Origin of the sequence: Mesorhizobium delmotii (assembly GCF_900149755.1) — a bacterium.
Classification (GTDB): Bacteria; Pseudomonadota; Alphaproteobacteria; order Rhizobiales; family Rhizobiaceae; genus Mesorhizobium; species Mesorhizobium delmotii.
Genome location: NZ_FUIG01000002.1, coordinates 1 through 25,163 on the forward strand (window position 1 = coordinate 1; position 25,163 = coordinate 25,163).

At 62.3% G+C, this 25,163-nt stretch carries 22 protein-coding genes and 1 pseudogene; 14 read left to right on the forward strand and 9 right to left on the reverse strand.

From position 1 onward, the window contains the following. Window positions 1-154: 154 nt before the first annotated feature. Window positions 155-532 carry a COG4315 family predicted lipoprotein gene (locus BQ8482_RS00105; protein WP_123145740.1) on the reverse strand — a complete coding sequence of 126 codons (378 nt, stop codon included), beginning with the start codon at window positions 530-532 and terminating at the stop codon, window positions 155-157. Between the two features lie 174 nt (window positions 533-706). Here BQ8482_RS00105 and BQ8482_RS00110 point away from each other — a divergent pair, with 174 nt between their 5' ends. The 4 genes from BQ8482_RS00110 to BQ8482_RS00130 all read left to right on the forward strand — a co-directional run bounded on the left by BQ8482_RS00110 (window position 707) and on the right by BQ8482_RS00130 (window position 6,127). After that, window positions 707-1,453, forward strand: a complete 747-nt coding sequence (locus BQ8482_RS00110) for a cytochrome c biogenesis CcdA family protein (RefSeq protein ID WP_123145929.1) — start codon at window positions 707-709, stop codon at window positions 1,451-1,453. 402 nt (window positions 1,454-1,855) lie between these two features. Further along, complete coding sequence (glmU, locus tag BQ8482_RS00120) at window positions 1,856-3,217, forward strand: bifunctional UDP-N-acetylglucosamine diphosphorylase/glucosamine-1-phosphate N-acetyltransferase GlmU (RefSeq protein WP_123145741.1); 1,362 nt, start codon at window positions 1,856-1,858, stop codon at window positions 3,215-3,217. A 248-nt stretch (window positions 3,218-3,465) separates the two neighbouring features. After that, window positions 3,466-5,289 (forward strand): glutamine--fructose-6-phosphate transaminase (isomerizing), encoded by a 1,824-nt coding sequence (gene glmS, locus BQ8482_RS00125; protein ID WP_123145742.1) that lies wholly within the window; start codon window positions 3,466-3,468, stop codon window positions 5,287-5,289. Window positions 5,290-5,368: 79 nt separating this feature from the next. Next, window positions 5,369-6,127: a DUF502 domain-containing protein gene (locus BQ8482_RS00130; protein ID WP_123145743.1), complete on the forward strand. Its 759-nt coding sequence runs from the start codon at window positions 5,369-5,371 to the stop codon at window positions 6,125-6,127. Here BQ8482_RS00130 and recG read toward each other — a convergent pair. Next, window positions 6,079-8,187, reverse strand: coding sequence for an ATP-dependent DNA helicase RecG (recG, locus tag BQ8482_RS00135; RefSeq protein ID WP_123145744.1), 2,109 nt, complete (start codon window positions 8,185-8,187; stop codon window positions 6,079-6,081). The two genes, BQ8482_RS00130 and recG, sit on opposite strands and share 49 nt — an antisense overlap. A gap of 92 nt (window positions 8,188-8,279) precedes the next feature. Between recG and BQ8482_RS00140 the strand changes: the two genes are divergently transcribed. From BQ8482_RS00140 to BQ8482_RS00150, 3 genes are all read left to right on the forward strand, one after another. Further along, entirely contained in the window at window positions 8,280-8,567 is a 288-nt protein-coding gene (locus BQ8482_RS00140) for an FAD assembly factor SdhE (protein ID WP_123145930.1), read from the forward strand. A 14-nt stretch (window positions 8,568-8,581) separates the two neighbouring features. Then, window positions 8,582-12,079, forward strand: a complete 3,498-nt coding sequence (mfd, locus tag BQ8482_RS00145; RefSeq protein ID WP_123145745.1) for a transcription-repair coupling factor — start codon at window positions 8,582-8,584, stop codon at window positions 12,077-12,079. A gap of 183 nt (window positions 12,080-12,262) precedes the next feature. Beyond that, the gene (locus tag BQ8482_RS00150) at window positions 12,263-13,636 is read left to right on the forward strand and encodes a class II 3-deoxy-7-phosphoheptulonate synthase (RefSeq protein WP_123145746.1); all 1,374 of its coding nucleotides are present in this window, start codon (window positions 12,263-12,265) and stop codon (window positions 13,634-13,636) included. 16 nt (window positions 13,637-13,652) lie between these two features. Here BQ8482_RS00150 and BQ8482_RS00155 read toward each other — a convergent pair whose 3' ends face one another. Then, window positions 13,653-14,105, reverse strand: a complete 453-nt coding sequence (locus BQ8482_RS00155) for a type II toxin-antitoxin system RelE/ParE family toxin (protein ID WP_123145747.1) — start codon at window positions 14,103-14,105, stop codon at window positions 13,653-13,655. Beyond that, window positions 14,102-14,368 (reverse strand): type II toxin-antitoxin system ParD family antitoxin, encoded by a 267-nt coding sequence (locus tag BQ8482_RS00160; RefSeq protein WP_123145931.1) that lies wholly within the window; start codon window positions 14,366-14,368, stop codon window positions 14,102-14,104. Before BQ8482_RS00160 ends, BQ8482_RS00155 begins: the two co-directional genes overlap by 4 nt. A gap of 255 nt (window positions 14,369-14,623) precedes the next feature. Here BQ8482_RS00160 and BQ8482_RS00165 point away from each other — a divergent pair, with 255 nt between their 5' ends. Next, on the forward strand, window positions 14,624-15,178 hold the full coding sequence (locus BQ8482_RS00165) for a dihydrofolate reductase family protein (protein WP_123145748.1): 555 nt from the start codon (window positions 14,624-14,626) through the stop codon (window positions 15,176-15,178). A 72-nt stretch (window positions 15,179-15,250) separates the two neighbouring features. Here BQ8482_RS00165 and BQ8482_RS00170 read toward each other — a convergent pair whose 3' ends face one another. The 3 genes from BQ8482_RS00170 to BQ8482_RS00180 all read right to left on the reverse strand — a co-directional run bounded on the left by BQ8482_RS00170 (window position 15,251) and on the right by BQ8482_RS00180 (window position 16,902). Continuing rightward, entirely contained in the window at window positions 15,251-15,661 is a 411-nt protein-coding gene (locus tag BQ8482_RS00170) for an SMI1/KNR4 family protein (RefSeq protein WP_123145749.1), read from the reverse strand. Window positions 15,662-15,764: 103 nt separating this feature from the next. Next, window positions 15,765-16,568: an RES family NAD+ phosphorylase gene (locus BQ8482_RS00175; protein WP_123145750.1), complete on the reverse strand. Its 804-nt coding sequence runs from the start codon at window positions 16,566-16,568 to the stop codon at window positions 15,765-15,767. After that, the gene (locus BQ8482_RS00180) at window positions 16,528-16,902 is read right to left on the reverse strand and encodes an MbcA/ParS/Xre antitoxin family protein (protein ID WP_123145932.1); all 375 of its coding nucleotides are present in this window, start codon (window positions 16,900-16,902) and stop codon (window positions 16,528-16,530) included. Before BQ8482_RS00180 ends, BQ8482_RS00175 begins: the two co-directional genes overlap by 41 nt. A 251-nt stretch (window positions 16,903-17,153) precedes the next feature. Here BQ8482_RS00180 and BQ8482_RS00185 point away from each other — a divergent pair. The 3 genes and pseudogenes from BQ8482_RS00185 (at window position 17,154) to BQ8482_RS00195 (ending at window position 18,654) form a co-directional block, all read left to right on the forward strand. Continuing rightward, a pseudogene (locus BQ8482_RS00185) lies at window positions 17,154-17,572 on the forward strand (GFA family protein). A 93-nt stretch (window positions 17,573-17,665) separates the two neighbouring features. Continuing rightward, window positions 17,666-18,025 (forward strand): diacylglycerol kinase, encoded by a 360-nt coding sequence (locus BQ8482_RS00190; protein ID WP_027155134.1) that lies wholly within the window; start codon window positions 17,666-17,668, stop codon window positions 18,023-18,025. A 41-nt stretch (window positions 18,026-18,066) separates the two neighbouring features. Then, the gene (locus BQ8482_RS00195; RefSeq protein WP_123145751.1) at window positions 18,067-18,654 is read left to right on the forward strand and encodes a hemerythrin domain-containing protein; all 588 of its coding nucleotides are present in this window, start codon (window positions 18,067-18,069) and stop codon (window positions 18,652-18,654) included. 200 nt (window positions 18,655-18,854) lie between these two features. Here BQ8482_RS00195 and BQ8482_RS00200 read toward each other — a convergent pair whose 3' ends face one another. Both BQ8482_RS00200 and BQ8482_RS00205 read right to left on the reverse strand, forming a co-directional pair. Then, complete coding sequence (locus BQ8482_RS00200; RefSeq protein ID WP_123145752.1) at window positions 18,855-19,442, reverse strand: DedA family protein; 588 nt, start codon at window positions 19,440-19,442, stop codon at window positions 18,855-18,857. Next, on the reverse strand, window positions 19,439-20,002 hold the full coding sequence (locus tag BQ8482_RS00205) for a DUF1003 domain-containing protein (protein WP_123145753.1): 564 nt from the start codon (window positions 20,000-20,002) through the stop codon (window positions 19,439-19,441). Before BQ8482_RS00205 ends, BQ8482_RS00200 begins: the two co-directional genes overlap by 4 nt. 85 nt (window positions 20,003-20,087) lie before the next feature. Here BQ8482_RS00205 and BQ8482_RS00210 point away from each other — a divergent pair, with 85 nt between their 5' ends. From BQ8482_RS00210 to BQ8482_RS00220, 3 genes are all read left to right on the forward strand, one after another. Continuing rightward, window positions 20,088-20,801, forward strand: coding sequence for a DNA-3-methyladenine glycosylase I (locus BQ8482_RS00210; protein WP_123145754.1), 714 nt, complete (start codon window positions 20,088-20,090; stop codon window positions 20,799-20,801). 109 nt (window positions 20,802-20,910) lie between these two features. Then, window positions 20,911-22,626 (forward strand): NAD+ synthase, encoded by a 1,716-nt coding sequence (locus BQ8482_RS00215; RefSeq protein WP_123145755.1) that lies wholly within the window; start codon window positions 20,911-20,913, stop codon window positions 22,624-22,626. A 524-nt stretch (window positions 22,627-23,150) separates the two neighbouring features. Further along, the gene (locus tag BQ8482_RS00220) at window positions 23,151-24,956 is read left to right on the forward strand and encodes an ABC transporter ATP-binding protein (RefSeq protein ID WP_123145933.1); all 1,806 of its coding nucleotides are present in this window, start codon (window positions 23,151-23,153) and stop codon (window positions 24,954-24,956) included. Window positions 24,957-25,163: the final 207 nt, after the last annotated feature.

Below are 25,163 nucleotides of genomic sequence, written 5' to 3' on the forward strand. Positions count from 1 at the left end.
CAGAACTTGACGCACACAACTCGAGACTGGCGTGGCGAGTGGGGCTCGTGTGTCCAGCGGGACGGCACAAGAAGCTGGCCGCCGGGAGGCCTGCAGGGATACGCGGCAGCCAGGGATTTCCCGCCGGTCAAGGGCGGGGATTGAGGTTCGGGGCTTAGTCGGCCTTGGCGATGTGCCAGACGCCGCCGACGCCGTCGCCGGTCACATCGCCGGCCTTCTTGTCCTTGATGAATGTGTAGAGCGGCTTGCCTTCATAGGCCCACATCTTGGTGCCGTCGGTGCGGTCGACGATTGTCCATTCGCCTTCGGGCTTGGCGTCGGCCTCAGCCTTCAGCGGCGGCCAATTGGTGGCGCATTTGTCGTAGCAGTTCGACTTGCCCGTCTCATCCTTGTCGTAGGTGTAAAGGGTCATGCCGTTGGCATCGGTGTAGATCTTGGTGCCGCCGACATCGGCTTCTTTCCACGCTTCGGCGGCATAGGAGGTGGCGGTGCCGAGCAAAAGCACCGCCAGCCCAACTGTGATCGATTTCATGACGCTCTCCCTGATATGGTCGAGAAGCGCGCGGAAAGCCGCGGCCTCGTTGTATCAACGCGCCTGGTGTGGCGTTTCTTCCTCGATGCGAGGCGGCAACTTGCCACGCATTGGTGATTGGCGGACAAGGACGTGCGCCGCTATATCGGCGCCGATACAGTTGGAGTTTCGGGAATGGCATTGGATATCGGCTATGTCAGCGCGGTCGGGGCGGGGGCGATCTCGTTCCTGTCGCCCTGCGTGCTGCCGCTGGTGCCGCCCTATCTCTGCTACATGGCGGGCGTATCGGTCGATGATTTCCGAGGCAATGCCGGCGTCGCGGCCAAGGCAGACGCACGCAGCGCGCTGCTCTATGCCTCGATCGCCTTCGTTCTCGGCTTTTCGACCGTCTTCGTGGCGTTGGGCGCCGGCGCCTCGACCATCGGCCGGCTGCTGCGCGTCTGGCAGGAGCCGCTGGCCATGGCCGCCGGCGTGCTGATCATCCTGATGGGGCTGAATTTCCTCGGCATATTGCGCATCCCGCTGCTGTCGCGTGAGGCGCGCTTCCAGTCGCGGGGCAAGCCGGCCAGTATCGTTGCCGCATACGTCATGGGACTGGCCTTCGCCTTCGGCTGGACACCCTGCATCGGACCGGTGCTGGGGCCGATCCTGACGCTTGCCGGCGGCCGCGAGACGGTGGGCGAGGGCGCGCTGCTGCTTGCCGCCTATTCGCTCGGCCTCGGCATACCGTTCCTGATCGCGGCGCTGTTTTCCGGCGCCTTCATGCGCTTTCTCTCGAAATTCCGCGTCCATCTCGGCCGTGTCGAAAAGGCGATGGGCGCACTGCTGGTCGTCGCCGGCGTCTTTTTCCTGACCGGAGGCGTGCAGGCCGCGTCCTACTGGCTGCTGGAGAATTTCCCGATGCTGGGGCAACTGGGTTGATTAGATCAAGTCGAAAGCTTGATGCGACTCACAGCTATCGCAGCTGGCGTTGCCGGCACGGTAATCGCTTCAGGTTTGCGCCGCCCCTCATCGCCCTGCAGGGCACTTCTCCCCGTATAGTGACGGGGAGAAGGACGCCTTCGCAAAGGATTTCGCCAATCTCCAACGTCGCCAGAAAGGGTGCCGAGGTTGCGGCCAGCCTCCTTCTCCCCGTCACTATACGGGGAGAAGATGCCGGCAGGCAGATGAGGGGCAGCGCCAGCATAGATCATTGGCCGGATTAGAAATCGAATTTGCGACGCAGCACAACCACCTCACTGGAATTTAACCGCATTGGCGCAGCATTGGCGCCAATGCTAGACATGCCTTGATTCCCGACCCTTTTCATATGGTTGCCATTCCATGAGCCAGAGAACCTGCCTGTCCGTCATCCTCGCCGCCGGCGAAGGCACGCGCATGAAAAGCGCTGTGCCAAAAGTGCTGCACCCGATCGCCGGCCTGCCGATGGTCGCCCATGTCGTGAGGGCTGCGGAAGCCGCAGGCAGCGGTGATCTGGCGCTGGTGATCGGCCATGGCGCGGACGAGATGCGCAAGGCCATGCAAAAGTTCGCGCCGAAGGCGGAGACCTTCGTCCAGGACAAGCGGCTCGGCACGGCGCATGCCGTGCTGGCGGCTCGCGACGCGATATCAAAGAGTTACGACGACATCCTGGTGATGTTCGGCGATACACCGCTGATCGATCCGGCGGTGCTGACCGCTGCGCGCCTGAAGCTGGCTGAAGGCGCTGCCGTCGTTGTGGTCGGCTTCCGCACGTCAAATCCGTCCGGCTATGGCCGCTTGATCGAAAAAGGCGGCAAGCTCATCGCCATCCGCGAGGAAAAGGACTGCACCGACGAGGAGAAGAAAATCACCTTCTGCAATGGCGGGCTGATGGCGATTGCGGGAAAGCATGCGCTGCAGCTGCTCGATCAAGTCGGCAACAACAACGCCAAGGCCGAATATTATCTCACCGACATCGTCGAGATCGCCGGCGGGCAGGGTTTTGACGTCGTTGCCGCAGAGGCCGGCTTCGAGAATGTGCTCGGCATCAACAATCGCGCCGAACTCGCTGCGGCGGAAGGCATCTGGCAGATGCGCCGGCGGCGCGAGGCCATGCTCTCCGGCGTTACATTGATCGCGCCGGAAACCGTGTTCTTTTCGCACGATACCGAGATCGGCGCCGATACGATCGTAGAACCCAATGTCTGGTTCGGGCCCGGCGTGAAGATCGCCCCGGGCGCCAAGATCCATGCCTTCAGCCATATTGAAGGCGCCACGATCGCTTCCGATTGCGATGTCGGACCGTACGCGCGGCTGCGGCCGGGTTCCGATCTCCGGCAAAAAGCCAAGGTCGGCAATTTTTGCGAGGTCAAGCAGGCGACGATCGAGGAGGGCGCAAAGGTCAATCACCTGACCTATATCGGCGATGCTCGCGTCGGCGCCGGCGCCAATATCGGCGCTGGAACCATCACCTGCAATTATGACGGCTATTCGAAGTTCTTCACCGACATCGGCGAGGGCGCTTTCGTCGGCTCGAATTCTTCGTTGGTGGCGCCTGTTAACATCGGTAAGGGCGGCTACATCGCTTCGGGCAGCGTGATCACCGAAAGCGTGCCCGACGATGGATTGGCCTTCGGCCGCGCCCGCCAGAGGACGCTGCCCGGCAAGGGCAAGGAATTGCGCGAGCGTATTGCTTCGGCTGCGGCGGCCCGGAAAAAAGGCTAGCCTGACGGAGCTCCGCAACGAGCTGCATCATGTCTTCGACGGATTTCAGGAACCACCGAGGCGAGATAGGATGCATGCTCGGAGAAACTGAGCGATTGCTGTAACCGGATTGCAAGAGCGCCCTGTCATGGTGCATCTGTGCAAGATCGTTCCGGCTGATACGGGACGAAACGCAATGTGATTTTCGCGGCAGCCCGGCCAACCCTAAATGGCGCCGGGCTTTTATGCCGGAATCGGGGGCAACGTCTATGTGCGGTATCGTCGGAATTGTCAGTCACTCGCCGGTCGCGCCACTGATCGTCGATGCACTGAAAAGGCTCGAATATCGCGGCTATGATTCGGCTGGCGTCGCCACCGTCGAGCACGGCAAGCTTGCGCGTCGCCGCGCCGAGGGCAAGCTGATCAATCTCGAACGCCGGCTGAAGGACGAACCGCTCGACGGCATGATCGGCATCGGCCACACGCGCTGGGCAACGCATGGCGTGCCCAATGAGACCAATGCGCATCCGCATTTTTCCGACGGCGTCGCCATCGTCCACAACGGCATCATCGAGAATTTCGCCGAATTGCGCGACGAGCTGATGCGCGACGGCTACACATTTTCATCGCAGACCGACACCGAGGTCGTCGCACACCTGGTGGGTCGCGAACTGGCCAGGGGCCTGCAGCCGGTCGAGGCCGCGCACCAGGCGCTGAAGCGGCTGGAAGGCGCCTTTGCGCTGGCCATCATGTTTAGGGGAGACGAGGATCTCATCGTCGGCGCGCGGAACGGCCCGCCGCTGGCCGTCGGCCATGGCGATGGCGAGATGTTTTTGGGCTCCGACGCCATCGCGCTTGCCCCCTTCACCAATTCGATCACCTATCTGGAGGATGGCGACTGGGCGGTGGTGCGCCGCAACGACGTCGGCATCTTCGACATGGACGGCAACAAGGTCGACCGCAAGCGCCAGCAGTCGCTCAGCACCAGCTTCATGGTCGACAAGGGCAACCGGCGCCATTTCATGGAGAAGGAAATTCATGAACAGCCCGAGGTGATCTCGCACACGCTGGCGCATTATGTGGATTTTGTTGGCGGCGTCTCGAAGCCGCTCGAGCTGCCGTTCAATTTCGCTGAGATCAATCGGCTGGCGATTTCGGCCTGCGGCACCGCCTATCTGGCCGGCCTGATCAGCAAATACTGGTTCGAGCGCTATGCGCGGCTGCCGGTCGACATCGATGTCGCTTCGGAATTCCGCTACCGCGAGATGCCGCTGTCGAAGACAGACGCCGCCTTCTTCATCTCGCAATCGGGCGAGACCGCCGACACGCTGGCCTCGCTGCGCTATTGCCGGCAGGCCGGGATGAAGATCGGCGCGGTCGTCAATGTCCGCGAATCGACGATGGCGCGCGAGTCCGACGTCATCCTGCCGACGCTGGCCGGGCCGGAGATCGGTGTCGCCTCGACCAAGGCCTTCACCTGTCAATTGTCGGTGCTGGCCTCGCTTGCCGTGCGGGCCGGCGTGGCGCGCGGAACGATTTCGCGCGAGCAGGAAACGACGCTGGTCCGCCAACTGTCGGAAGCGCCCCGCTACGCCAACCAGGTCCTGAAGCTCGACGGCCAGATCGAAAAGGTTGCGCGCGACCTCTCGCACTACAAGAACGTGCTCTATCTCGGCCGCGACACCAATTTCCCGCTGGCCATGGAAGGTGCGCTGAAGCTCAAGGAAATCTCCTATATCCATGCCGAGGGCTATGCCGCCGGCGAACTGAAGCACGGGCCTATCGCGCTGATCGACGAGAACATGCCGGTCATCGTTATTGCCCCGCATGACCGCATCTTTGAAAAGACCGTGTCGAACATGCAGGAAGTGGCTGCGCGCGGCGGCAAGATCATCCTGATCACCGACAGCAAGGGTGCCGCGCACGCCACGGTGAAGACGATGGAGACGATCGTGCTGCCGGACGTGCCGGAAATCATCTCGCCGATCATCTACGCGCTGCCGATCCAGATGCTGGCCTATTTCACCGCGGTGTTCATGGGCACCGACGTCGACCAGCCGCGCAACCTGGCGAAATCGGTGACTGTGGAATAGCCGTGGTTTAAAAATTTCGCAGTTCCAAAGCCGAATGCGGTTCACTAATGTTGTGCCGCAATCAGTGCTGCGGTGAACCATGTCCGATGCTTCCAAGACCTCAGGCATGACCCGGCTGCGGAATTATTTCCTGACAGGTTTTGTTGTCTGCGCGCCGCTGGCGATCACCGCCTACATTGCATGGTCCTTCATCGGCTGGGTCGATTCCTGGGTGAAACCCTATATTCCGGCGCGCTACAACCCCGATAGCTATTTGCCGGCGCCGGTTCCGGGTTTTGGCCTGATCGTCGCCTTGATCCTGATCACCCTGATCGGTTTCCTGACCGCCAATATCGTCGGCCGCGCCATCGTCTTGTTTGGTGAGCGCCTACTCGGCCGCATGCCGCTGGTGCGCGGCATCTACGGCTCGCTGAAGCAGATCTTCGAGACCGTGCTGTCGAACAAGGGAGACATGTTTCGCCAGGTCGGGCTGGTCGAATACCCGCGCAAGGGCGTCTGGTCGCTGGTCTTCGTCGCCAGCGAGAAGGAAACCGAGATCAACCAGAAGCTCGACCAGGAAGGCAACCCGCTGATCGCGGTGTTCATGCCGTGCACGCCCAACCCGACCACCGGCTTCCTGATGTATGTGCCGAAATCCGATGTCGTGCTGCTCGACATGACGATCGAGGACGGGGCCAAGCTGATCGTCTCGGCCGGGCTGGTGGCACCGGAGGTCAAGGCGAAAATGGTGACGTTGAACGGCAAGCCGATCGGCGTGCAGATCGCCAATCCGCCGGTGGGTGCCGGGCCTCAGCCGGCGCGCAAGAGCCGCACCGCCTCGTCGCGGCCGAACAAATAAAGCAGCATGCGAAGGGCGGCGCCGCGTTCGGATTGCAATTCCGGATCGCGCGACAGGATCAGCCGTGCGTCGTCGCGCGCGGCTTCGAGCAGGTCGGCATGCGCCTCGATGCGCGCCACTTGGAAGCCCGGCGTGCCGGACTGGCGGGTGCCCAGCAGCTCGCCTTCGCCACGCAGTTTCAGGTCCTCCTCGGCGATGCGGAACCCGTCCTCGGTCTCGCGCATCACCGACAGCCGGCGCATCGCTGTCTCGCCGAGCGGATCCTTGTAGAGCAGCACGCAGGAGGACGGTTTTTCGCCGCGCCCGACGCGGCCGCGCAACTGGTGCAGCTGGGCGAGGCCGAAGCGCTCGGCATGCTCGATGACCATGATCGTCGCATCCGGCACATCGACGCCGACCTCTATGACCGTGGTGGCGATCAGGATGCGTGTCTCGCCGGCCTTGAAGGCGCGCATCGCCTCGTCCTTGTCGGCGCCCTTCATGCGGCCGTGCACCAGGCCGATCCGGTCGCCGAACAGCTGATACAGCGAGGCAAAACGGTCCTCCGCCGACATCAGCTTGATCTCTTCGGATTCCTCGACCAGCGGACAGATCCAGTAGATCTTCTGGCCGTCGGCGACGGCGTCGCGCATGCGGCCGATCAGCTCGTCGAGCCGTTCGAGCGGCAGGGTGACAGTGCGTATCGGCTGACGACCGGCCGGTTTTTCGGTCAGCTTCGACACATCCATGTCGCCGAAAGCGGTCAGCACCAGCGTGCGCGGGATCGGCGTCGCCGTCATCACCAGCATGTCGGGCGCGTCGCCCTTGGCGGTGATGGCAAGCCGCTGGTGGACGCCAAAACGGTGCTGCTCGTCGATGACGGCGAGGACAAGGTCGTGGAACGTCACCGTTTGCTGGAACAGGGCGTGGGTGCCGACGACGATGTCGATCTCGCCATTGGCCAGACCGGCCAGCGTCTCGGTGCGCTCGCGGCCCTTTTCGCGGCCGGTGAGGATGGCGACGCGCAGGCCGGCTTGTTCGGCCAAAGGTGCAATCGTCGCAAGGTGCTGGCGCGCCAGGATTTCGGTCGGCGCCATCAATGCCGCCTGGCCGCCGGCCTCGACGGCGCGCGCCATGGCGAGCAGCGCGACAACCGTCTTGCCGGAGCCGACATCACCCTGCAGCAGGCGCAGCATGCGTTCGGGGTCACCGAGATCGGCGTTGATTTCGGCAAGCGCCATTTCCTGCGAGGTGGTCAGCGAATAGGGAAGGGCGGCGCGCAGCCTTTCGACGATGCGGCCGTTGCCGACCAATGGTCGTCCGGACAAGCGGCGGACTTTTGCGCGCACCAGCGCCAGCGACACCTGGCCTGCCAGAAACTCATCATAGGCGAGACGCCGCCAGGCAGCGCCGTCGATGGACACGTCGATCGGGTCGGCGGGATTGTGGATGCGGGCGAGCGCGTCGCCAAAGGCAGGAAAGGTCCGGCTGCGCAGAAACTCGCCGTCCTGCCATTCCGGCAGCACCGGCAAGCGAGCGAGCGCCTGGCCGATTGCCCGGCGCAGCACTTTTCCCGAGAGCCCGGCGGTGAGCGGATAGACCGGCTCGACCAGCGGCAGGTTTTCCGCCTCACTGGCCAACGCGATGTGGTCGGGATGAACCATAGTCGGGCGGCCGTTGAACCATTCCATGCGCCCGGAGACCACGACATGCTCGCCCTCGGGCATAGCCTTTTCGAGATAGGCGGCGTGCGCATGGAAGAAGGTCAGCGCGATCTCACCGGTGTCGTCATGGGCGTAAACCCGGTATGGCACCGATCTGTTGCCGCGCGGCGGCGGCTGGTGGCGGTCGATGCGCACTTCGAGGGTGACGATCGCGCCTTCGGCCGAACCGGCGATACCCGGCCGGTTGCGGCGGTCGATCACCGCGTGGGGCAGCACGAACAGAAGATCGCCGGCACGCGCCGCGCGGTCGCCGAGATCGGCCGGCACGATTTTCTCGATCAGTGCGCCGACCTTCGGCCCGACGCCGGCAAGCGAGGTGATCGGGACAAACAGCGGATCGAGGAGGGAAGGGCGCATGATGTCAGCTTATGTCGAGACAGCCGCAGCGCAAGGCTGACACCGCCCTCTATCCACGCTATATGCGCCGCTTCAGGCAAGGATGCTGGTCAATGACGGGAACGAGACGATCAAGCGAGGGGCTCGACGCCCGCCGCCGCAAGCTTCTGTTTCGGTCCTGGCATCGCGGCATGCGCGAAATGGACCTCATTCTCGGCAGTTTCGCAGACGCCGAGATCGGCGCCTTGACCGGCGACGAACTCGACCAATATGAGAGGCTCCTCGATGTTCCCGACACCGAATTCCTGCCCGTGATCACCGGCGAACGCCCGATTCCGGCAAATATCGATTGTGCCGTCCTGCAAAAAATCCTGGCGTCGCGCCAGACGATGACATTCTGAACGACGTGTAATCCATGAGCCTCATTCCCTCGATCGGCCTGCCGAAAGGCCGCGCCGGCCAGTTCATCGTCGACGGTGTCGCCGACGGTTACGAAGCCTTTGCGCTGGTGCAGGCGGCACACGAGATCGCGCCTGACAAGCCGGTGCTGTTCGTGGCACGCGACGGCCAGCGCCTGCCTTCGATCGTCGAGGCGCTTTCATTCGCCGCGCCTGGCCTGCCGGTGCTGGAACTGCCGGCTTGGGACTGTCTGCCCTACGACCGCGTTTCGCCCGGGGCGGATGCTGCGGCAAGGCGGCTCGATGCACTCACAGCGATGATCGCGCTGGCGAAGAAACCACACCGCGCCGTCATCCTCACCACAGCCAATGCGCTACTGCAGCGCATCCCGCCGGCAAGCCTCGTCGAGGCGCAGATGTTTCACGCCGAACCCGGCAACCAGATCGACATGAATGCACTGGTGTCGCGGCTGGAGATATCAGGCTTCGAAAGGGTGCCGACCGTGCGCGGGGTCGGCGAGTTTGCCGTGCGCGGCGGCATTCTGGACCTGTTCGCACCCGGCTGGACGGAAGCGCTGCGGCTCGATTTCTTCGGCGACACGCTGGAATCGATCCGCGTCTTCGACGCCGCCACGCAGCGCACCACCGGCCAGCGCAAGTCGATGGCGCTGCAGGCGATGAGCGAAGTGGCGCTGACGCCGGAGACCATCAGCCGCTTCCGCCGCAGCTACATCGATGCCTTCGGCGCACCCTCGCGCGACGATGGGCTGTATGCGGCGGTCAGCGAGGGACGGCGTTTCGCCGGCATGGAACATTGGCTGCCGTTCTTCTACGAGCGGCTGGAGACGGTGTTCGACTATCTGCCGGACACGCCTGTCGTGTTCGACCATCTGGCGCATGAGGCGCTGGCCGAGCGCCATGCGCTGATCCTCGACCATTACGAGGCGCGCAGGAAGCAGGCCGACGGCGCGCTGAAGGACGCCGTGCCCTACAAGCCGGTGCCGCCGGACCTGCTTTATTTGTCGCCCGAAAACCTCATCGCCTCGCTTGGCCCGCGCGAAGCGATCGACTTCACGCCCTTCGACGCGCCCGACGCCGGCGCCAAGAAAATCTTCCATGCCGGCTCGCGGCATGGCCGCAGCTTCGTCGAGGAACGCGCCGATCCCAACGTCAACGTCTTCGACGTCGTCGTAAAACACATTGCCGATGAGCGGGCCGCTCGCCGCCGCGTCGTCATCGCCGGCTGGACCGAAGGTTCGCTAGACCGGCTCGGCCAGATCCTGGCCGAGCATCACCTCGGCAACCTCAGGCCGGTCGCCACACTGGCCGAGGCGGAAAAGCTCGAACCGGGGCAGGCGGGACTTGCCGTGCTGCCGCTCGAATCCGGCTTCGAGACCGAGAAACTGGTCATTATCGCCGAGCAGGACATCCTGGGCGACCGGCTGATCCGTCGTTCGAAGCGCAAGAAGCGCGCTTCGGACTTCATCGCCGAGGCCTCGGCGTTGTCCTCCGGCGACATCGTCGTCCATACCGATCACGGCATTGGCCGCTTCATCGGGCTGCGCACCATCGAGGCGGTCGGTGCGCCGCATGATTGCCTCGAAATCCATTATGCCGGCGACGACCGGCTGTTCCTGCCGGTGGAGAACATCGAGCTTCTGTCGCGCTATGGTTCGGATTCGGCTGAAGCTACATTGGACAAGCTTGGCGGCGGCGCCTGGCAATCGCGTAAGGCGCGGCTGAAGCGGCGGCTTCTCGATATGGCCGGGCAGTTGATCCGCATCGCCGCCGAGCGGCATATGCGCGCCGCTCCTTCGCTGGTGCCGGGGGACGGTCTCTATGGCGAATTCGCCGCGCGGTTTCCCTATGAGGAGACCGACGACCAGCAGACGGCGATCGATTCGGTCATGGGTGATCTGGGCGCCGGAAAGCCGATGGACCGGCTGATCTGCGGCGATGTCGGCTTCGGCAAGACGGAAGTTGCACTTCGCGCCGCCTTCATCGCGGCGATGGAAGGCTTTCAGGTCGCGGTGGTGGTGCCGACGACGCTTCTCTCGCGCCAGCACTTCAAGACCTTCTCGCAGCGCTTCTCCGGCTTGCCGATCCGCGTCGCCCAGGCTTCGCGGCTGGTCGGCGCCAAGGAACTGGCCGAGGCCAAGAAAGGCATCGCCGAAGGCACGGTCGACATCGTCGTCGGCACTCATGCGCTGCTCGGCTCGTCGATCTCGTTCAAGAATCTCGGCCTGTTGATCATCGACGAGGAACAGCACTTTGGCGTCAAGCACAAGGAACGGCTGAAGGACCTGAAGAGCGACGTGCATGTGCTGACGCTGTCGGCAACGCCGATCCCGCGCACGCTGCAGCTGGCGCTGACCGGCGTGCGCGAACTGTCGCTGATCGCCACGCCGCCGGTCGACCGCCTGGCGGTGCGCACCTTCATCTCGCCCTTCGATCCGCTGGTCATCCGCGAGACCCTGCTCAGGGAACGCTACCGTGGCGGCCATTCCTTCTATGTCGTGCCGCGCATCAGTGATCTGGCGGAAATTCATGATTTCCTTCGCGAATCCGTGCCCGAGCTGAAAGTGGCTGTCGCTCACGGCCAGATGCCGCCCGGCGAACTCGACGACATCATGAATGCCTTCTATGACGGCCAGTACGATGTGCTGCTGTCGACCACCATTGTCGAATCCGGCCTCGATATCCCGACCGCCAACACGCTGATCGTGCATCGCGCCGACATGTTCGGCCTGTCGCAGCTTTACCAGCTGCGCGGCCGCGTCGGCCGCTCGAAGGTGCGCGCCTATGCGCTGTTCACGCTGCCGGCCAACCGCAAGCTGACCGACACTGCCGAGCGGCGGCTGAAGGTGCTGCAGTCGCTCGATACGCTGGGCGCCGGCTTCCAGCTCGCCAGCCACGATCTCGACATCCGCGGCGCCGGCAACCTTCTCGGCGAAGAGCAGTCCGGCCACATCAAGGAGGTCGGCTTCGAGCTTTACCAGCAGATGCTGGAGGAAGCCGTTGCCGAGGTGAAGGATTCCGGCGAGGTGCAGGATGGCGGCTGGTCGCCGCAGATCGCCGTCGGCACGGCGGTGATGATCCCGGAAAGCTATGTTCCTGACCTGCAGCTGCGGCTGGCGCTCTATCGCCGCCTCGGCGACCTCGAAAACACCGAGGAGATCGACGCCTTCGGCGCCGAGCTGATCGACCGCTTCGGACCGTTGCCGGAGGAAGTGAAGCATCTGCTGAAGATCGTCTTCATCAAGGCGCTCTGCCGCAAGGCCAATGTCGAAAAGCTCGATGCCGGACCAAAGGGCGTCGTCATCCACTTCCGCAAGCGGGAGTTCTCGAACCCCGTCGGACTGGTCACGCTCATTGCCGAGCAGGGCTCGCTGGCCAAGATACGGCCGGACCACAGCGTCGTGTTCAGCCGCGACTGGCCGACCCCTGAAAAGCGTCTGGCCGGGGCCGCCGTCGTCATTACGCAATTGGCTCGGCTGGTGGAGAAGGCTGCCTAGCAAGGCGTTGCTGCTGCTTTGGCCAACGACTACGCCGGCAGTTCCGGCGCATCACGGCCATTCGCCACACGTCCAAATCCGGTCTAGAATAGGAAATCGGCTTCGTGTATGGAGCCGCGATCCCCATTTGGGGGGCGAAATGGCGGGCGATAGCACCCGCTGGAAAGAACGTTGGGTGCAACGATGACGAAATGGTCGCCGAATTCGTGGAGAGCAAAGCCGATCCAGCAGGTTCCTGCCTATCCGGATCTTGCCGCGGTGAAGAACACGGAAGCCCAGCTCGCCACCTTTCCACCCCTGGTTTTTGCAGGTGAGGCACGCAAGCTGAAGAAGCAGCTTGCGAACGTCGCTGCCGGTGACGCATTCCTTCTCCAGGGCGGCGATTGCGCCGAGAGTTTTGCCGAGCATGGCGCGGACAACATCCGCGACTTCTTCCGCGTCTTCCTGCAGATGTCTGTGGTGCTGACCTTCGCCGGTGCGCAGCCGGTGGTGAAGGTCGGCCGTGTCGCCGGCCAGTTCGCCAAGCCGCGCTCGTCCGACAATGAGACAAAGGGCGGCGTGACGCTGCCCAGCTATCGCGGCGACATCATCAACGGCATCGAGTTCGACGCCAAGTCGCGCATTCCCGACCCCGCACGCCAGGAGATGGCCTACCGCCAGTCAGCGGCGACGCTCAACCTGTTGCGCGCCTTCGCCCAGGGCGGCTACGCCAACCTGGAGAACGTGCATCAATGGATGCTCGGTTTCGTGTCGGACAGCCCGCAGGGTGAGAAATACGAGTCGCTCGCCAACCGCATCACCGAGACGATGGACTTCATGAAGGCTGTCGGCATCACCTCGGAGACCAATTACGCGCTGCGCGAGACCGATTTCTACACCAGCCACGAGGCGCTGCTGCTCGGTTACGAGGAGGCGCTGACCCGCGTCGATTCGACGTCGGGCGACTGGTACGCAACCTCCGGCCATATGATCTGGATCGGCGATCGTACCCGCCAGCCCGACCATGCCCATGTCGAATACTGCCGTGGCATCAAGAACCCGCTGGGCCTGAAATGCGGCCCGTCGCTCACGCCGGACGGCCTGCTGCAGCTCATCGACCTGCTCAATCCGGAGAATGAGCCCGGCCGGCTGACGCTGATCGCGCGCTTCGGCTCCGACAAGGTCGCCGAGCATCTGCCGAAGCTGGTGCGCGCTGTGCAGAAGGAAGGTCGCAGCGTGGTGTGGTCGTCGGATCCCATGCATGGTAACACGATCGAGGCCGCCGGCTACAAGACGCGGCCGTTCGATCGCGTCCTGAAGGAAGTGCAGACCTTCTTCGAGGTACATCGCGCCGAAGGCACGCATCCGGGCGGCATCCATATCGAGATGACCGGCAAGAACGTCACCGAATGCACCGGTGGCGCTCGCGCCATCACCGCCGAGGAGCTGCAGGATCGCTACCACACCCATTGCGACCCGCGCCTCAACGCCGACCAGGCGATCGAACTGGCGTTCCTGGTGTCGGACCTGCTCAAGAAGAGCCACCCGGTTCAGCACAAGCAGGCCGTCAACGGCTGATTTCAGTCGCCATCGATCAAGGAGCGTTGGAGAAATTCCCGGTCCCTGAGGAACCCGGACCACCGGACGGCTCATCACCGTCGGGTATGTCCGGGCTACCGACTTTGGCTCTTGCCATGTCCTTGAGTGCTGTGGTCACTCTATGCCGTGGTTCCATGCGCTCATGAAGCACTCGAACGACAATGACGCCGATCGTATCGTCCGAAAGGCGACCCTTCATGTAGTAGAGGCAATGCGCAGCACCTCCGCGCCTTCCCGCAGCGATCTCCAGGTGCAGCAGTCGAACACCCGCCGCGAGTTCGGCACGCTCGATGGAACCTGGTCGATCCGGGTCTTCCGAGATTAGCTCGATACCAAGTTCGATGATGCGGGCATAGGCCCGGACTTGCTGCGGAGCGAACATCTGCATCGTATTTCGCAAGATGTCCCTGATATCGCGTTCGGCGGGTTCGGTAAGCTCGTGTCTCATCTCCTGGGCGATTCGAGCATCACCTCGTCGAGAATGTCACTGACGCTTTTCTTCGAGAAGCGTCCTGCGTCGGCGGCTTCCACCCCAATACTGATTTCGCGCCGAAGGATGGCGAGTTTCTCCGCCTGTTGGGCCTTTTCGTGTCGCAGCAGGCGCAGCGCTTCCCTGACTACTTCACTCGAGGAACCGTACCCGCCTTGGGATACTTCCTGCTCCACGAATTCGACCATATCGCTTGGAAGGCTTACGTTCATCGTTGCCATGTCGCTTCCTCTGCCTCTGGGCTGCCCGATAAATGAGAGCTTGGCAATCTTTGTCAATGGCAATGAGGCCTGAGTTGAGGACGACGATGCCTCAAACTTGAAGCTCCTTCAGATTTCGTAAGCAAGTGGGGTCCTCAAACGCCATAAGAGGGCGCCCTGGGAAGTTCCGTATTGCGTTCCACGCACCTTGCGATAAACTGATTGCGAAATGCAATCAGTTATGCACCTTCGTGCGGGGACAGAACGGAGGCACCAATGGCGAGGATCGTCTACGCCATGCTGATGTCCTTGGACGGCTACATCGCCGGGCCGGACGGAGACATTGCCCTGCCGGTACCCGAAGGGGAGCTGCACCGGCATTTTAGCGACATGATGAGGCAGACCTCGATCGCGCTCTGTGGACGCCGGATGTACGAGGTGATGCGCTTCTGGGACGGTCCGGACCGAGAGACCGGTGCCGAAATCGGGCGGGATTTTGCCCGCGCCTGGCGCGAAACCCCGAAGATCGTGTTTTCGACGACGCTTCGGGAAGTCGGACCTAATGCCCGTCTGGCGAACGGCGATGTCGAGAACGTGGTGAAATCTCTCAGGTCGGAAGCGGATAGCCAGATCACCGTCGCCGGCGCCGATCTTGCCGCGCATCTCGCACGATCCGGTCTCATCGACGAGTACAGGCTCTACATGCACCCGGTCGTGCTGGGCGGCGGCAAGCCGTACTTCCAGTCCGGCGTGTCGCTGACCTTGAGGCCGCTTGGTAAGGAAAGCCTTACCCAGGGCGTGACGCTGCTGCGCTACGCACCCGCCGGTTGAGGCGTGGCTCGACGTGGTTTTGCGAGTGGTGACAATCCGACAATCGGCCGGTTTCGACCCTGTGCAGGAACGTCAAGCATCGTCCGCTTCACGGCCGATCAGTTCGATGAATGCATCGAAATCAGGAACAACTTGCTCAGCAGTTTCGGGTCCAGCAATCATGTCGATCATGACCACCCGCCAGGGCGAATTCTTCCGTATGTCAAAGGCTAAGAATTCTCCGCCACCGTTACCTCCAAAGATAACAAATCCTACCAGATGGTCTCTGCCATAATTTCGCGTACGAATCCCTTCCATGACCTCAGCGGCGGTATCGAGGCACAGGTTATAAGGATTAACAGGCAGCGGCCCTTCTCCGCCGTTAGTGAACGTCAAGAGACGGTAGTACGCATCCGGCAGTTCAACTGGCGAGACTTGCTTCAGTTCAGCGAGCGCTTCAGCGGAGGCCCCCGGCACGCCAAACCATTCGCGACCGTCAAGCATGAATCAGACCCAACACATGTTCATCTGAAGCAGAGTAGCTTGAACAGTCGACCGCTTTCTACCCCAAGCGGTAGTTTAGCGTGCACCAAGCGTGTGATTTTCATCACCAGGATCTGCTCAGCGCCCCGCGTTCCCAGCGCAATCCGTTTAGCCGGGGATCGGCGGCAAAGGCCGTCCTGGAAAACTCGATCCGCTTTTCCGGGAACTCACAGATCGCCTGCACGCCGAAGGCGCCCAGCCGGATGCGCCAGGTATGGGGTTCCAGCGGTTTCGGCTTGGCAAAGCCGCTACATGCCAGTAGCGCCACATTGGCGCCTTTCGGGTCGCGCACGGAGCGATAGCGGATCGCCTCCAGCCCGGCTTCGCGCGCGACATCGGCAATATTTTGGCAGGCCGCGTAGTCGGTCGGGTGCGTCCACGCCGCCGCGTCGCGGTCGAGCGGCGGCCGCGTCAGGTCGATCACCTTTGTGCTGCGTATCGCGGCAGCGAAGGCGGTGTATTCGGCGGCGTCGCGCGGCCACGGCGTAGCCGGCGATTCCGCGAAGAACAGCAGGCGGTAAAAAGCCATCTCAGAGACGGCGGTCATCGTGGTTTCCGCCGCGTAGTAGACGCCCTTGGTCCTGCCGGCGCGGCGGAAGCGCGAACCGTGCGGGTAGATCGAGCCGTAGCGGAAGGGCGTTGCCAGGAGATAATGCAGATGCCGGCATTCCAAGGGGATTTGCGGCTTGGTTTCCTCGATCAGGTCTTCGAGGACGGCCTGCTCGTCGAGCGTGTCAACGACTTTCAATGTCGAGACGCGGTGCTGCGCCTCGACCATGCGCCAGTATTTGCCATCGAGCCCATACTTGCCATCTCGCTTGGCTGCCTCAGACGAGAGCGCGTCGGGAGTCCAGATAGGCGATGACATCGACAAGTCCTGATATCGTCTTGATTTTTTCGAGCGGGGTGCCGTCGAAGGCCGTGTTGGCATTCTTCAGCCATGCCCGGGCGACGGTCTCGTCGCCGCCGACAATGGCGTCGAGCGAGCGGAACAGCCGGACGAACAGCACGGCAAGCTCGAATGGCTTGGTTCCACGCTCCAGCAGGAATTCCTGTCTGCGCATGCGCGAAACCGTGGCTTCCGAGACCCCGATGATGGAGGCAAGCATCCTGGCGGTAATGTCCAGCAGGTCTGCGGCGCGCAGCGTGGCCTTGGTCAGGACTGCATTTTCGGCCGGGTTGGCGGCAAGATGGGGCTGCATTGTAAGCGTCTCTCCTTTCTGATGAAAATATATGCCATAAAAATTCATATGGAAAGATGTTGGCTTTAAACAATTTGGCGGACCGTCGAGAGGCTGCTCGCGCGGCCCGCCGCTTTGTACAAACCGTGCTATGCGTGACATGCCCGCCGAATGTCGCATTTGCTGGGACATAGCCGCTGCAAAACTGGAATCCTGGCAAGCACGCCGATGCCAACGGCGATTTCAGGGTGGCGACTGAGTTAGGAGGCAAGATGGACGACGCTCATACCGGATCATGCCTGTGCGGGCTGTGCGGTTCAGGACGCGCGGGCCATTGCGCGGCGTCATCTACTGCCACTGCTCGCAGTGCCGGAAGCAGAGCGGGCTTTTCTACGCTGCAACCAATGTTCCCAACGCAGACATCACAATAGCGGGCGCGGAAAGCATCACCTGGTACGAAGCATCTTCGTTTGCCAGGCGCGGTTTCTGTAAGACATGCGGCTCGCTGCTGTTCTGGAAGCCGCAGGATGATGAATATGTCTCGGTTTTGGCCGGACTGTTCGACAAGCCCACCGGACTTCAGGGCCAATGTCACATCTTCGTCGGCGACAAGGGCGACTACTACACGATCGACGATGGGCTGCCGCAGTTCGAGAAGTCGACGCCGTCGATCAAGGTCGCGGATGAGTGACTAGGTCGCCGGCGAATGATTTTGCAGAGGTCGCCTTATTCCCTTGATCCGGCCATTGCGCTATCCCCTCCCGGTGGTTCGGAAAGGTTTGGCATGCAGCGGCTGATCGATGCGTTCTTCAATTCAGTGCGGGCATTTCGCAAATTGGCTTCCAGCGAGAAAGCCTTCCAGCAGGAGTTGATGCTGCTCGTGCTTGCCTTGCCGCTCGGCTGGTTTGTTTCGGTGTCGTGGCGCGGCTATGCGCTGCTGATCGGCGCGGTGCTGCTGCTGATCATGGTCGAAGTGCTGAACACCGGCATCGAGGCCGCATGCGATGCGTTCAGCCGGGAGTTCAACGTCGATATCCAGCTCGCCAAGGACTGTGGTTCGCTGGCGGTGCTGATTTCGGTGGTGATCGTTGCCGGCGTCTGGGGCATCGCCATCATCGAGCGAATCATGGGGCTACCGATCTAGCGCTCCTGATTACTACATGGCGGTTACCAAAGGAGACTGTCGTGTCGGAAACCGTCGATTTTTTGCTGCTCGAACGCGCAGGCCTGCCGGACGAATTGCGCTGGCTTGCCGAGAAATACCCGCGCGAGATCTGGCAGGCGCATTCCAATATCCATGGCATGGCCAACATGTGGCTGCAGCGGCACGACATGTTCCGCGAGCTCGGCGGCATGCTGACCAACGGCATCGGCGACTATCGCGAGGGCAGGCTGACGGCGCCGGAGTTCGCGCGCTGGTTCGCGCCGCGCCTCAACCATTTTCTCGGTCATCTCGACGGTCACCATAACGTCGAGGACAATCATTATTTCCCGGTCTTCGCCAAGGCGGAGACCCGGCTGAAACGCGGTTTCGAGATTCTCGATGCCGATCATCACACGATCCATGAAGGGTTGGAGCGCAATGCCGAGGCCGCAAACGCCTTCATCCGCACGCTTCAGGAGAGCGAGGACAAGCAGCGCTTTGCCGCCGATGCCTACGCCGACGAGAACAGCCGGCTGATCGCCATGCTGACCAGGCACCTTGCCGATGAGGAGGACCTGATCATTCCGCTGATCCTTGATCGTGGCGATCGCGCGCTCGGCATCGACTAGGATGTGTGGATATTCAGGTGATGCCGGCCTGCAAGTGGCTGCTTCCTGTGCTCCCTGTGCTCACGTACCCAAAAGTACGCTGCGCTCCGGTTCTCGGAACCCACCTGTTTGGTCGCTTCGCGCCCGTCTTCGACTCCGACTCGGCCTGACCTGAATCTCAACACATCCCGGAGCAAGGTGAGGTCAGGTTTTGTCGACCCCTACGTTTCCTTGCTACGCTCCTTTTTGGCAATGGTGTGAGCGGTGAACCAGGCGAGGACCGCCGCTGCCAGGCCAATCGCCAGGGCGATCAGCAATCGCTCGTGACGGGCCAACGCCTGACCGACGATGCGCTCCGCGCCCAGCCCGAACACATAGCCGATGGTGGTGAACAATCCGGCCCAGACCATGGATGAAATGACGTTGAGAATGACAAAGCGCGTCACGGCAATGCCGGACAGTCCGGCCGCGATGCCGCCGATAAGGCGCAGGCCGTAGATAAAGCGGTTCGTCAGCACGAAAATGTCGGGATGGGTGGAGACAAGACGATAGGCGTGACTGAAACCCGGCCGGCCCTTCAGTTTGACCACGAACGGATGGTCGGCGAAGCTTCGTCCGAGGATAAAGAAAAAGGTGTCGCCGACGAAGGCGCCGATGGCCGCTGCGAGAAAGGCCTGCCAAAGGACGAAGACATGCTGATGCGCGAAAAACCCGCCAAGGATGGCGGCACTTTCGCCCTCGGCTATACAGCCCAGAAAGACGACAATCAGCCCATATTGCTCGATGAGATGGTGGATGGCATCCGTCATGAAGGCGTCCGCTGCTTCGACAGAATCTCGTCGATCCGCTTCACCTGTTCGGCCAGCTGCGCGATCTCGTCGCGCATGCCAACGATCTGGCTGTGGCGCAATTCGTCCAGCTTCTCATGTAGCGCCATGATCTCGATCTCGGCCTTGAGATTGACCTCGTAGTCGTGGGCGGCGTCGATGCGGTCGCGCTCCGCCTGGCGGTTCTGCGCCATCATGATCACCGGCGCCTGCAGCGCCGCGATCATGGAGAGGATGAGGTTGAGGAAAATGAAGGGATAGGGATCAAAGGCATCGCGCGACAGGAGCCAGACATTGCCTGACGTCCACAGGATCAGGAAGGCGATGAAAGCCAGGATGAAGGACCACGAACCGCCGATCCGGGCGATGGTGTCGGCGAGGCGGTCGCCAAACGTCTGATGAAAAGCGACGGCCTTGTTGGTATCCTTGGAGATCGTGGTGCGCTCGAGCGTTGATTGCAGCACCCGGTTTTCAAGCGCGCTGAGACCATCCGGCTTTCGCTTCAGCCAACGGTTTGCCAGTTCCTCGATCGTCTTGTTCATCGTCGCCCTCCGTCGTCAGCGATAGAGGTAGAGGCTACTGGTTCGTACGGGAAGTGGTAGATTGACGCGATAAGGTGAGGAAACAATGTTGGATTTTCAGAAAATTTGCGCCCGCGCAGCAGAACGCAAAGGTGGTGAAGCCTCATTGGCCTCGCTGCTGGGGGCTATGCCCGACAATGCTGCGGTGGCTGACATTACCGACGACCGCATCCTGTCGACCATGGCCGAGCGTGTTTTCGCCGCTGGTTTCGTCTGGCGCGTCATCGAGCAGAAATGGCCTGGTTTCGAAGAAGCGTTCCTCGGATTCGAGCCGAAGCGGCTGCTGTTCCAGCCCGATGATTTCTGGCACGACCTGACAGCCGACGAGCGCATCGTGCGCAACCCGCAGAAGATCAAATCCGTCCGCGACAACGCAGCCTTCGTCGAGCGGGTATCGAGGGAGCATGGCGGCTTCGGCAAGTTCCTCGCCGATTGGCCGGCGGATGATCAAGTCGGGCTGATGGCCTATCTCGCCAAGCATGGCAGCCGGCTCGGCGGCAACACCGGCCAGTATTTTCTGAGGTGGCTGGAGTGGGACGCCTTCATCGTCTCGGCCGACATGGCGGCCGCACTTCGCGACGCCGGCCTCGACATCGCCGAAAGCCCGACGTCGAAGCGGGATCTCGACAAGATCCAGAACCAGATCAATACCTGGGCAACGAAAACCGGCCTGCCGCGCCGGCATATTTCGCGCATTCTGGCGATGTCGATCGGCGAGAACCATTCGCCCGAGGCACTGCGCGAATATATGGGCGAATAGGACACGATCGACATTTCGATCGGTCCGACATGATCGACATTCGTCGATCGGTCAGTGGTCCAAGCAAACGCCATTGCCCGGCGAATTTTGCCGCGCTAAGTCAGCAGGCATGACCGACAACACCGCTTCCGACACATTGCGCATCGCCGTCGCCCAGCTCAATCCGACGGTTGGCGACGTCGCCGCCAATCTCGCCAAGGCGCGCGAGGCGAGGGCGGATGCCGCCCGACAAGGCGCCGACCTCGTGCTGTTCACCGAGCTTTTCCTCGCCGGTTATCCGCCCGAAGATCTAGTGCTGAAGCCGGCGTTCCTGAAGGCCTGCGAGCGGGCGGCGCAGGATTTCGCCGGCGATACCGCCGATGGCGGGCCCGGCGTCATCATCGGCACGCCGCTGAAGCGCAAGAGCGGCACGCACAATTCGATCATCTTTGCCGATGGCGGCAAGATCCTTGCCGAGCGCTACAAGCTCGATTTGCCGAACTACGGCGAATTCGACGAGAAGCGCGTCTTCCAGGCCGGCCCTGAAATGCAGGGACCGGTCAATTTCCGCGGCGTGCGCTTGGGGATTCCGATCTGCGAAGACATCTGGGGCGATGTCGCCATCTGCGAGACGCTGGCCGAAAGCGGCGCGGAAATCCTGCTGGTGCCGAACGGCTCGCCCTACTATCGCGGCAAGGTCGACGTTCGCCACCAGATCGTCATCCGTCAGGTCATCGAATGCGGATTGCCGATCATCTACGCCAATCAGCTTGGCGGCCAGGACGAGCTGATCTTCGACGGCGCGTCGTTTGCCATAGGTTCTGACAAGACGCTGGCCTTCCAGATGAGCCAGTTCGAGGAGACGGTCAACGTCACCACCTGGAAGCGAAACCGCGCCGCCGCAGGCGCGCAAAGTGGAAATAATTCCGAGGGGTGGGTCTGCTCCGAAGGGCCGATGTCGAAAATCCCGGAAAAGGAAGAGGCCGATTACCGCGCCTGCATGTTGGGCCTGCGCGATTACGTCAACAAGAACGGCTTTAGGAATGTCGTGCTCGGCCTTTCCGGCGGCATCGATTCGGCGATCTGTGCAGCGCTTGCCGTCGATGCGCTCGGCGAGGAACGGCTGCGCGCCGTGATGATGCCTTATCGCTACACCTCGAAGGACTCGCTCAAAGACGCCGAGGATTGCGCCCGTGCGCTCGGCTGCCGTTACGATATCGTGCCGATCTTCGAGCCGGTCGAGGGATTTCTGCACACGCTGACGCAGCTTTTCGAGGGTACCAAGGAAGGCATCACCGAGGAAAACCTGCAGAGCCGCGCGCGCGGCACCCTTTTGATGGCGATCTCCAACAAGTTCGGCTCGATGGTGGTCACCACCGGCAACAAGAGCGAGATGTCGGTTGGCTACGCAACGCTCTACGGCGACATGAATGGCGGCTTCAACCCGATCAAGGACCTCTACAAGATGCAGGTCTATGCGCTGGCGCGCTGGCGCAATACGCACGTGCCGCCGGGCGCGCTGGGCCCTTCCGGCGAAGTGATCCCGAATAACATCATCGACAAGGCGCCGTCGGCGGAACTGCGCGAGAACCAGACGGATCAGGATTCGCTGCCGCCCTATCCGGTGCTGGACGACATCTTGGAGTGTCTGGTCGAGAACGAGATGGGTGTCGACGAGATCGTGGCCCGCGGCCACGACCGGGCGACGGTGACGCGCGTCGAGCACCTGCTCTACATCGCCGAATACAAGCGCCGGCAGGCAGCGCCCGGCGTGAAGATCACCAAAAAGAATTTCGGCCGCGACCGCCGTTATCCCATCACCAACCGGTTCAGGGATGGCGGGTAGATCACCGTTTCTCGCTCTTGTGAAAATGGCTGCCGCGAGGAAGTGCACAACCCGCGATTGTTGCAAAATGGTCTCACTGGTTGGACCAGATGCGCTTTCGGCCTTCCACTGACTTGGCGCGGCGTTGAGGCGTCTCTATAAGGGCGTCTTCGTGATCCCCTACGCATCGGCCCGAAAATCGCAATCGATTTTCGGAAAGCACGATGCGCAGGTTCAAAATGTTAGAGCGTACTTTGTGCGTCCAAATGGACGCACGTCGCTCTAATGGGAGGACCGAATGGCAGGATTTGACACCGTTATGCGAGGCCGCGAAGCCTAGGTCTCAGAGGGCGCGCCGGAAGGTTTTCATCTTCACGGCCAAGCCCATCTGACAACAGGCGTTCGTCGATGCCGGTCGCTGCCCGTATTCGGGCGAGCCGCCAAATATGCCGAACCTCCGCATTCCCGGGCGCTAATTCGCCCAACGCGGTTTTTTCAATTTTCGACCTTACCGGGGCCGGGCTCGCTTGCGCCCGAATGACATCATGGCTCGTTTTCAGATAGATTTGCGCGCCGGCGCCTTTCGCAACGTCCTTGGCTTCACGCTCAGCCATTGGCGGCGCCAGCCGTGGCGGCTTTCGCTCATCATGGGCACGTTCCTGCTGTCGACCTTGGCCGACGTGCTGACGCCGTTCTATTCCGGCCGGCTGGTCGACGCCGTTGCCAGCAGTGCTGCAGCCGACGATGTCGCGTGGAATGCGGCGACGGCGGCGTTTTCGATGCTGGTGGCGCTGGCGCTCACCGGCGTCGTGCTGCGCAACCTCGCCTTCATGGCTATCGTCGAACTGACCCTGAAGATGATGGCGGATATCGCCGCCGACGCGTTCCATCGCGTCCAGCGCTTCTCCACCGACTGGCACGCCAACAGCTTCGCCGGATCGACCGTGCGCAAGATAACCCGCGGCATGTGGGCGCTCGACCTGCTCAACGACACGATCCTGATAGCGCTGCTGCCGTCCGTCGTCATGCTCGTCGGTTCGACGCTGCTGCTCGGCTGGTTCTGGCCGCTGATGGGTGCTGTCGTCGCCGCAGGTTCGGTGCTGTTCATCGCGGTGACGGCGCTGCTGTCGCTTGGCTATGTCGCGCCCGCGGCAAGGCTTGCCAACGCATGGGACACGCGCCTGGGCGGCTCGCTGGCCGATGCGGTGAGCTGCAACGCCGTGGTCAAGGGTTTTGGCGCCGAGGAACGCGAGGAAACGCGCCTCGGCAAGGTCGTCGCCAGATGGCGCGCCCGCACGCGCCGCACCTGGGTGCGTGGCACCGTCAACGGCACCACGCAAGGGTCGATGCTGCTGCTTCTGAGAACAGCGGTGATCGGATTTTCCCTGCTTTTATGGTCGTGGGGGCAGGCGAGCGCCGGCGATGTCACCTTCGTGCTGACCTCGTTCTTCGTGCTGCAGGGCTATTTGCGCGATATCGGCACGCATATCCGCAATTTGCAGCGCTCGATCAACGACATGGAGGAACTGGTCGACTTCCAGTCCGAGCCGCTCGGCATCGAGGATGTGCCCGGCGCCAGGCCGATCCGCATCACTGACGGCCGCATCAGCTTCGACGACGTCACCTTCCATTATGGCAGCCACCGACTGCCGCTCTATCGCGACTTTTCGGTGGACATCGCGCCGGGCGAGCGCGTCGGGCTGGTCGGCCATTCGGGCTCGGGCAAGACGACCTTCGTCAAGCTGATCCAGCGCCTTTACGACGTGAACGCGGGAGCGATCCTGATCGACCGTCAGGATATTTCAGCGGTGGCGCAGGCGTCGCTGCGCGGGCAGATCGCCATCGTCCAGCAGGAGCCGATCCTGTTCCACCGGTCGCTGGCCGAAAACATCGCCTATGCCCGGCCGAGCGCCACGCAGGCCGAAATCGAGCAGGCGGCACGGCTGGCAAGCGCGCACGACTTCATCGTCGATCTGCCGAAAGGCTATGGCACGCTGGTCGGCGAGCGCGGCGTGAAACTATCAGGCGGCGAGCGCCAGCGCGTGGCGATCGCGCGGGCCTTCCTCGCCGATGCCCGGATCCTCATTCTGGACGAGGCGACGTCGAGCCTCGATTCAGAATCGGAGGTGCTGATCCAGCAGGCGATGGAGCGGTTGATGGTCGGCCGCACGACGCTGGTCATCGCGCACCGGCTTTCGACGGTACGGGCGCTGGACAGGCTTCTGGTGTTCGATCGCGGCCGCATCGTCGAGGAGGGTTCGCATGACCAACTGATCCGGCTGCAAGGCGGCATCTACCGCCGGCTGTTCGAGCGCCAGGCGCTCGAATTGACCAAAGGGCTGGCGATCTGACGACCTAAAGCGCCGCGCGTCCATTAGAGCGACGTGCGTCCACTTGGACGTACAAAGTACGCTCTAACATTTTGAATCTGCGCATGGTGCTTTCCGAAAATCGGTTCCGATTTTCGGGCCGATGCGCTAGGACGCGCGGCGCTGCCGCCTTTTCATCGCCTTCGTCATGTTCTATGTCTGCGGCCCAAGCGCGGGGGCGTGTCTTGT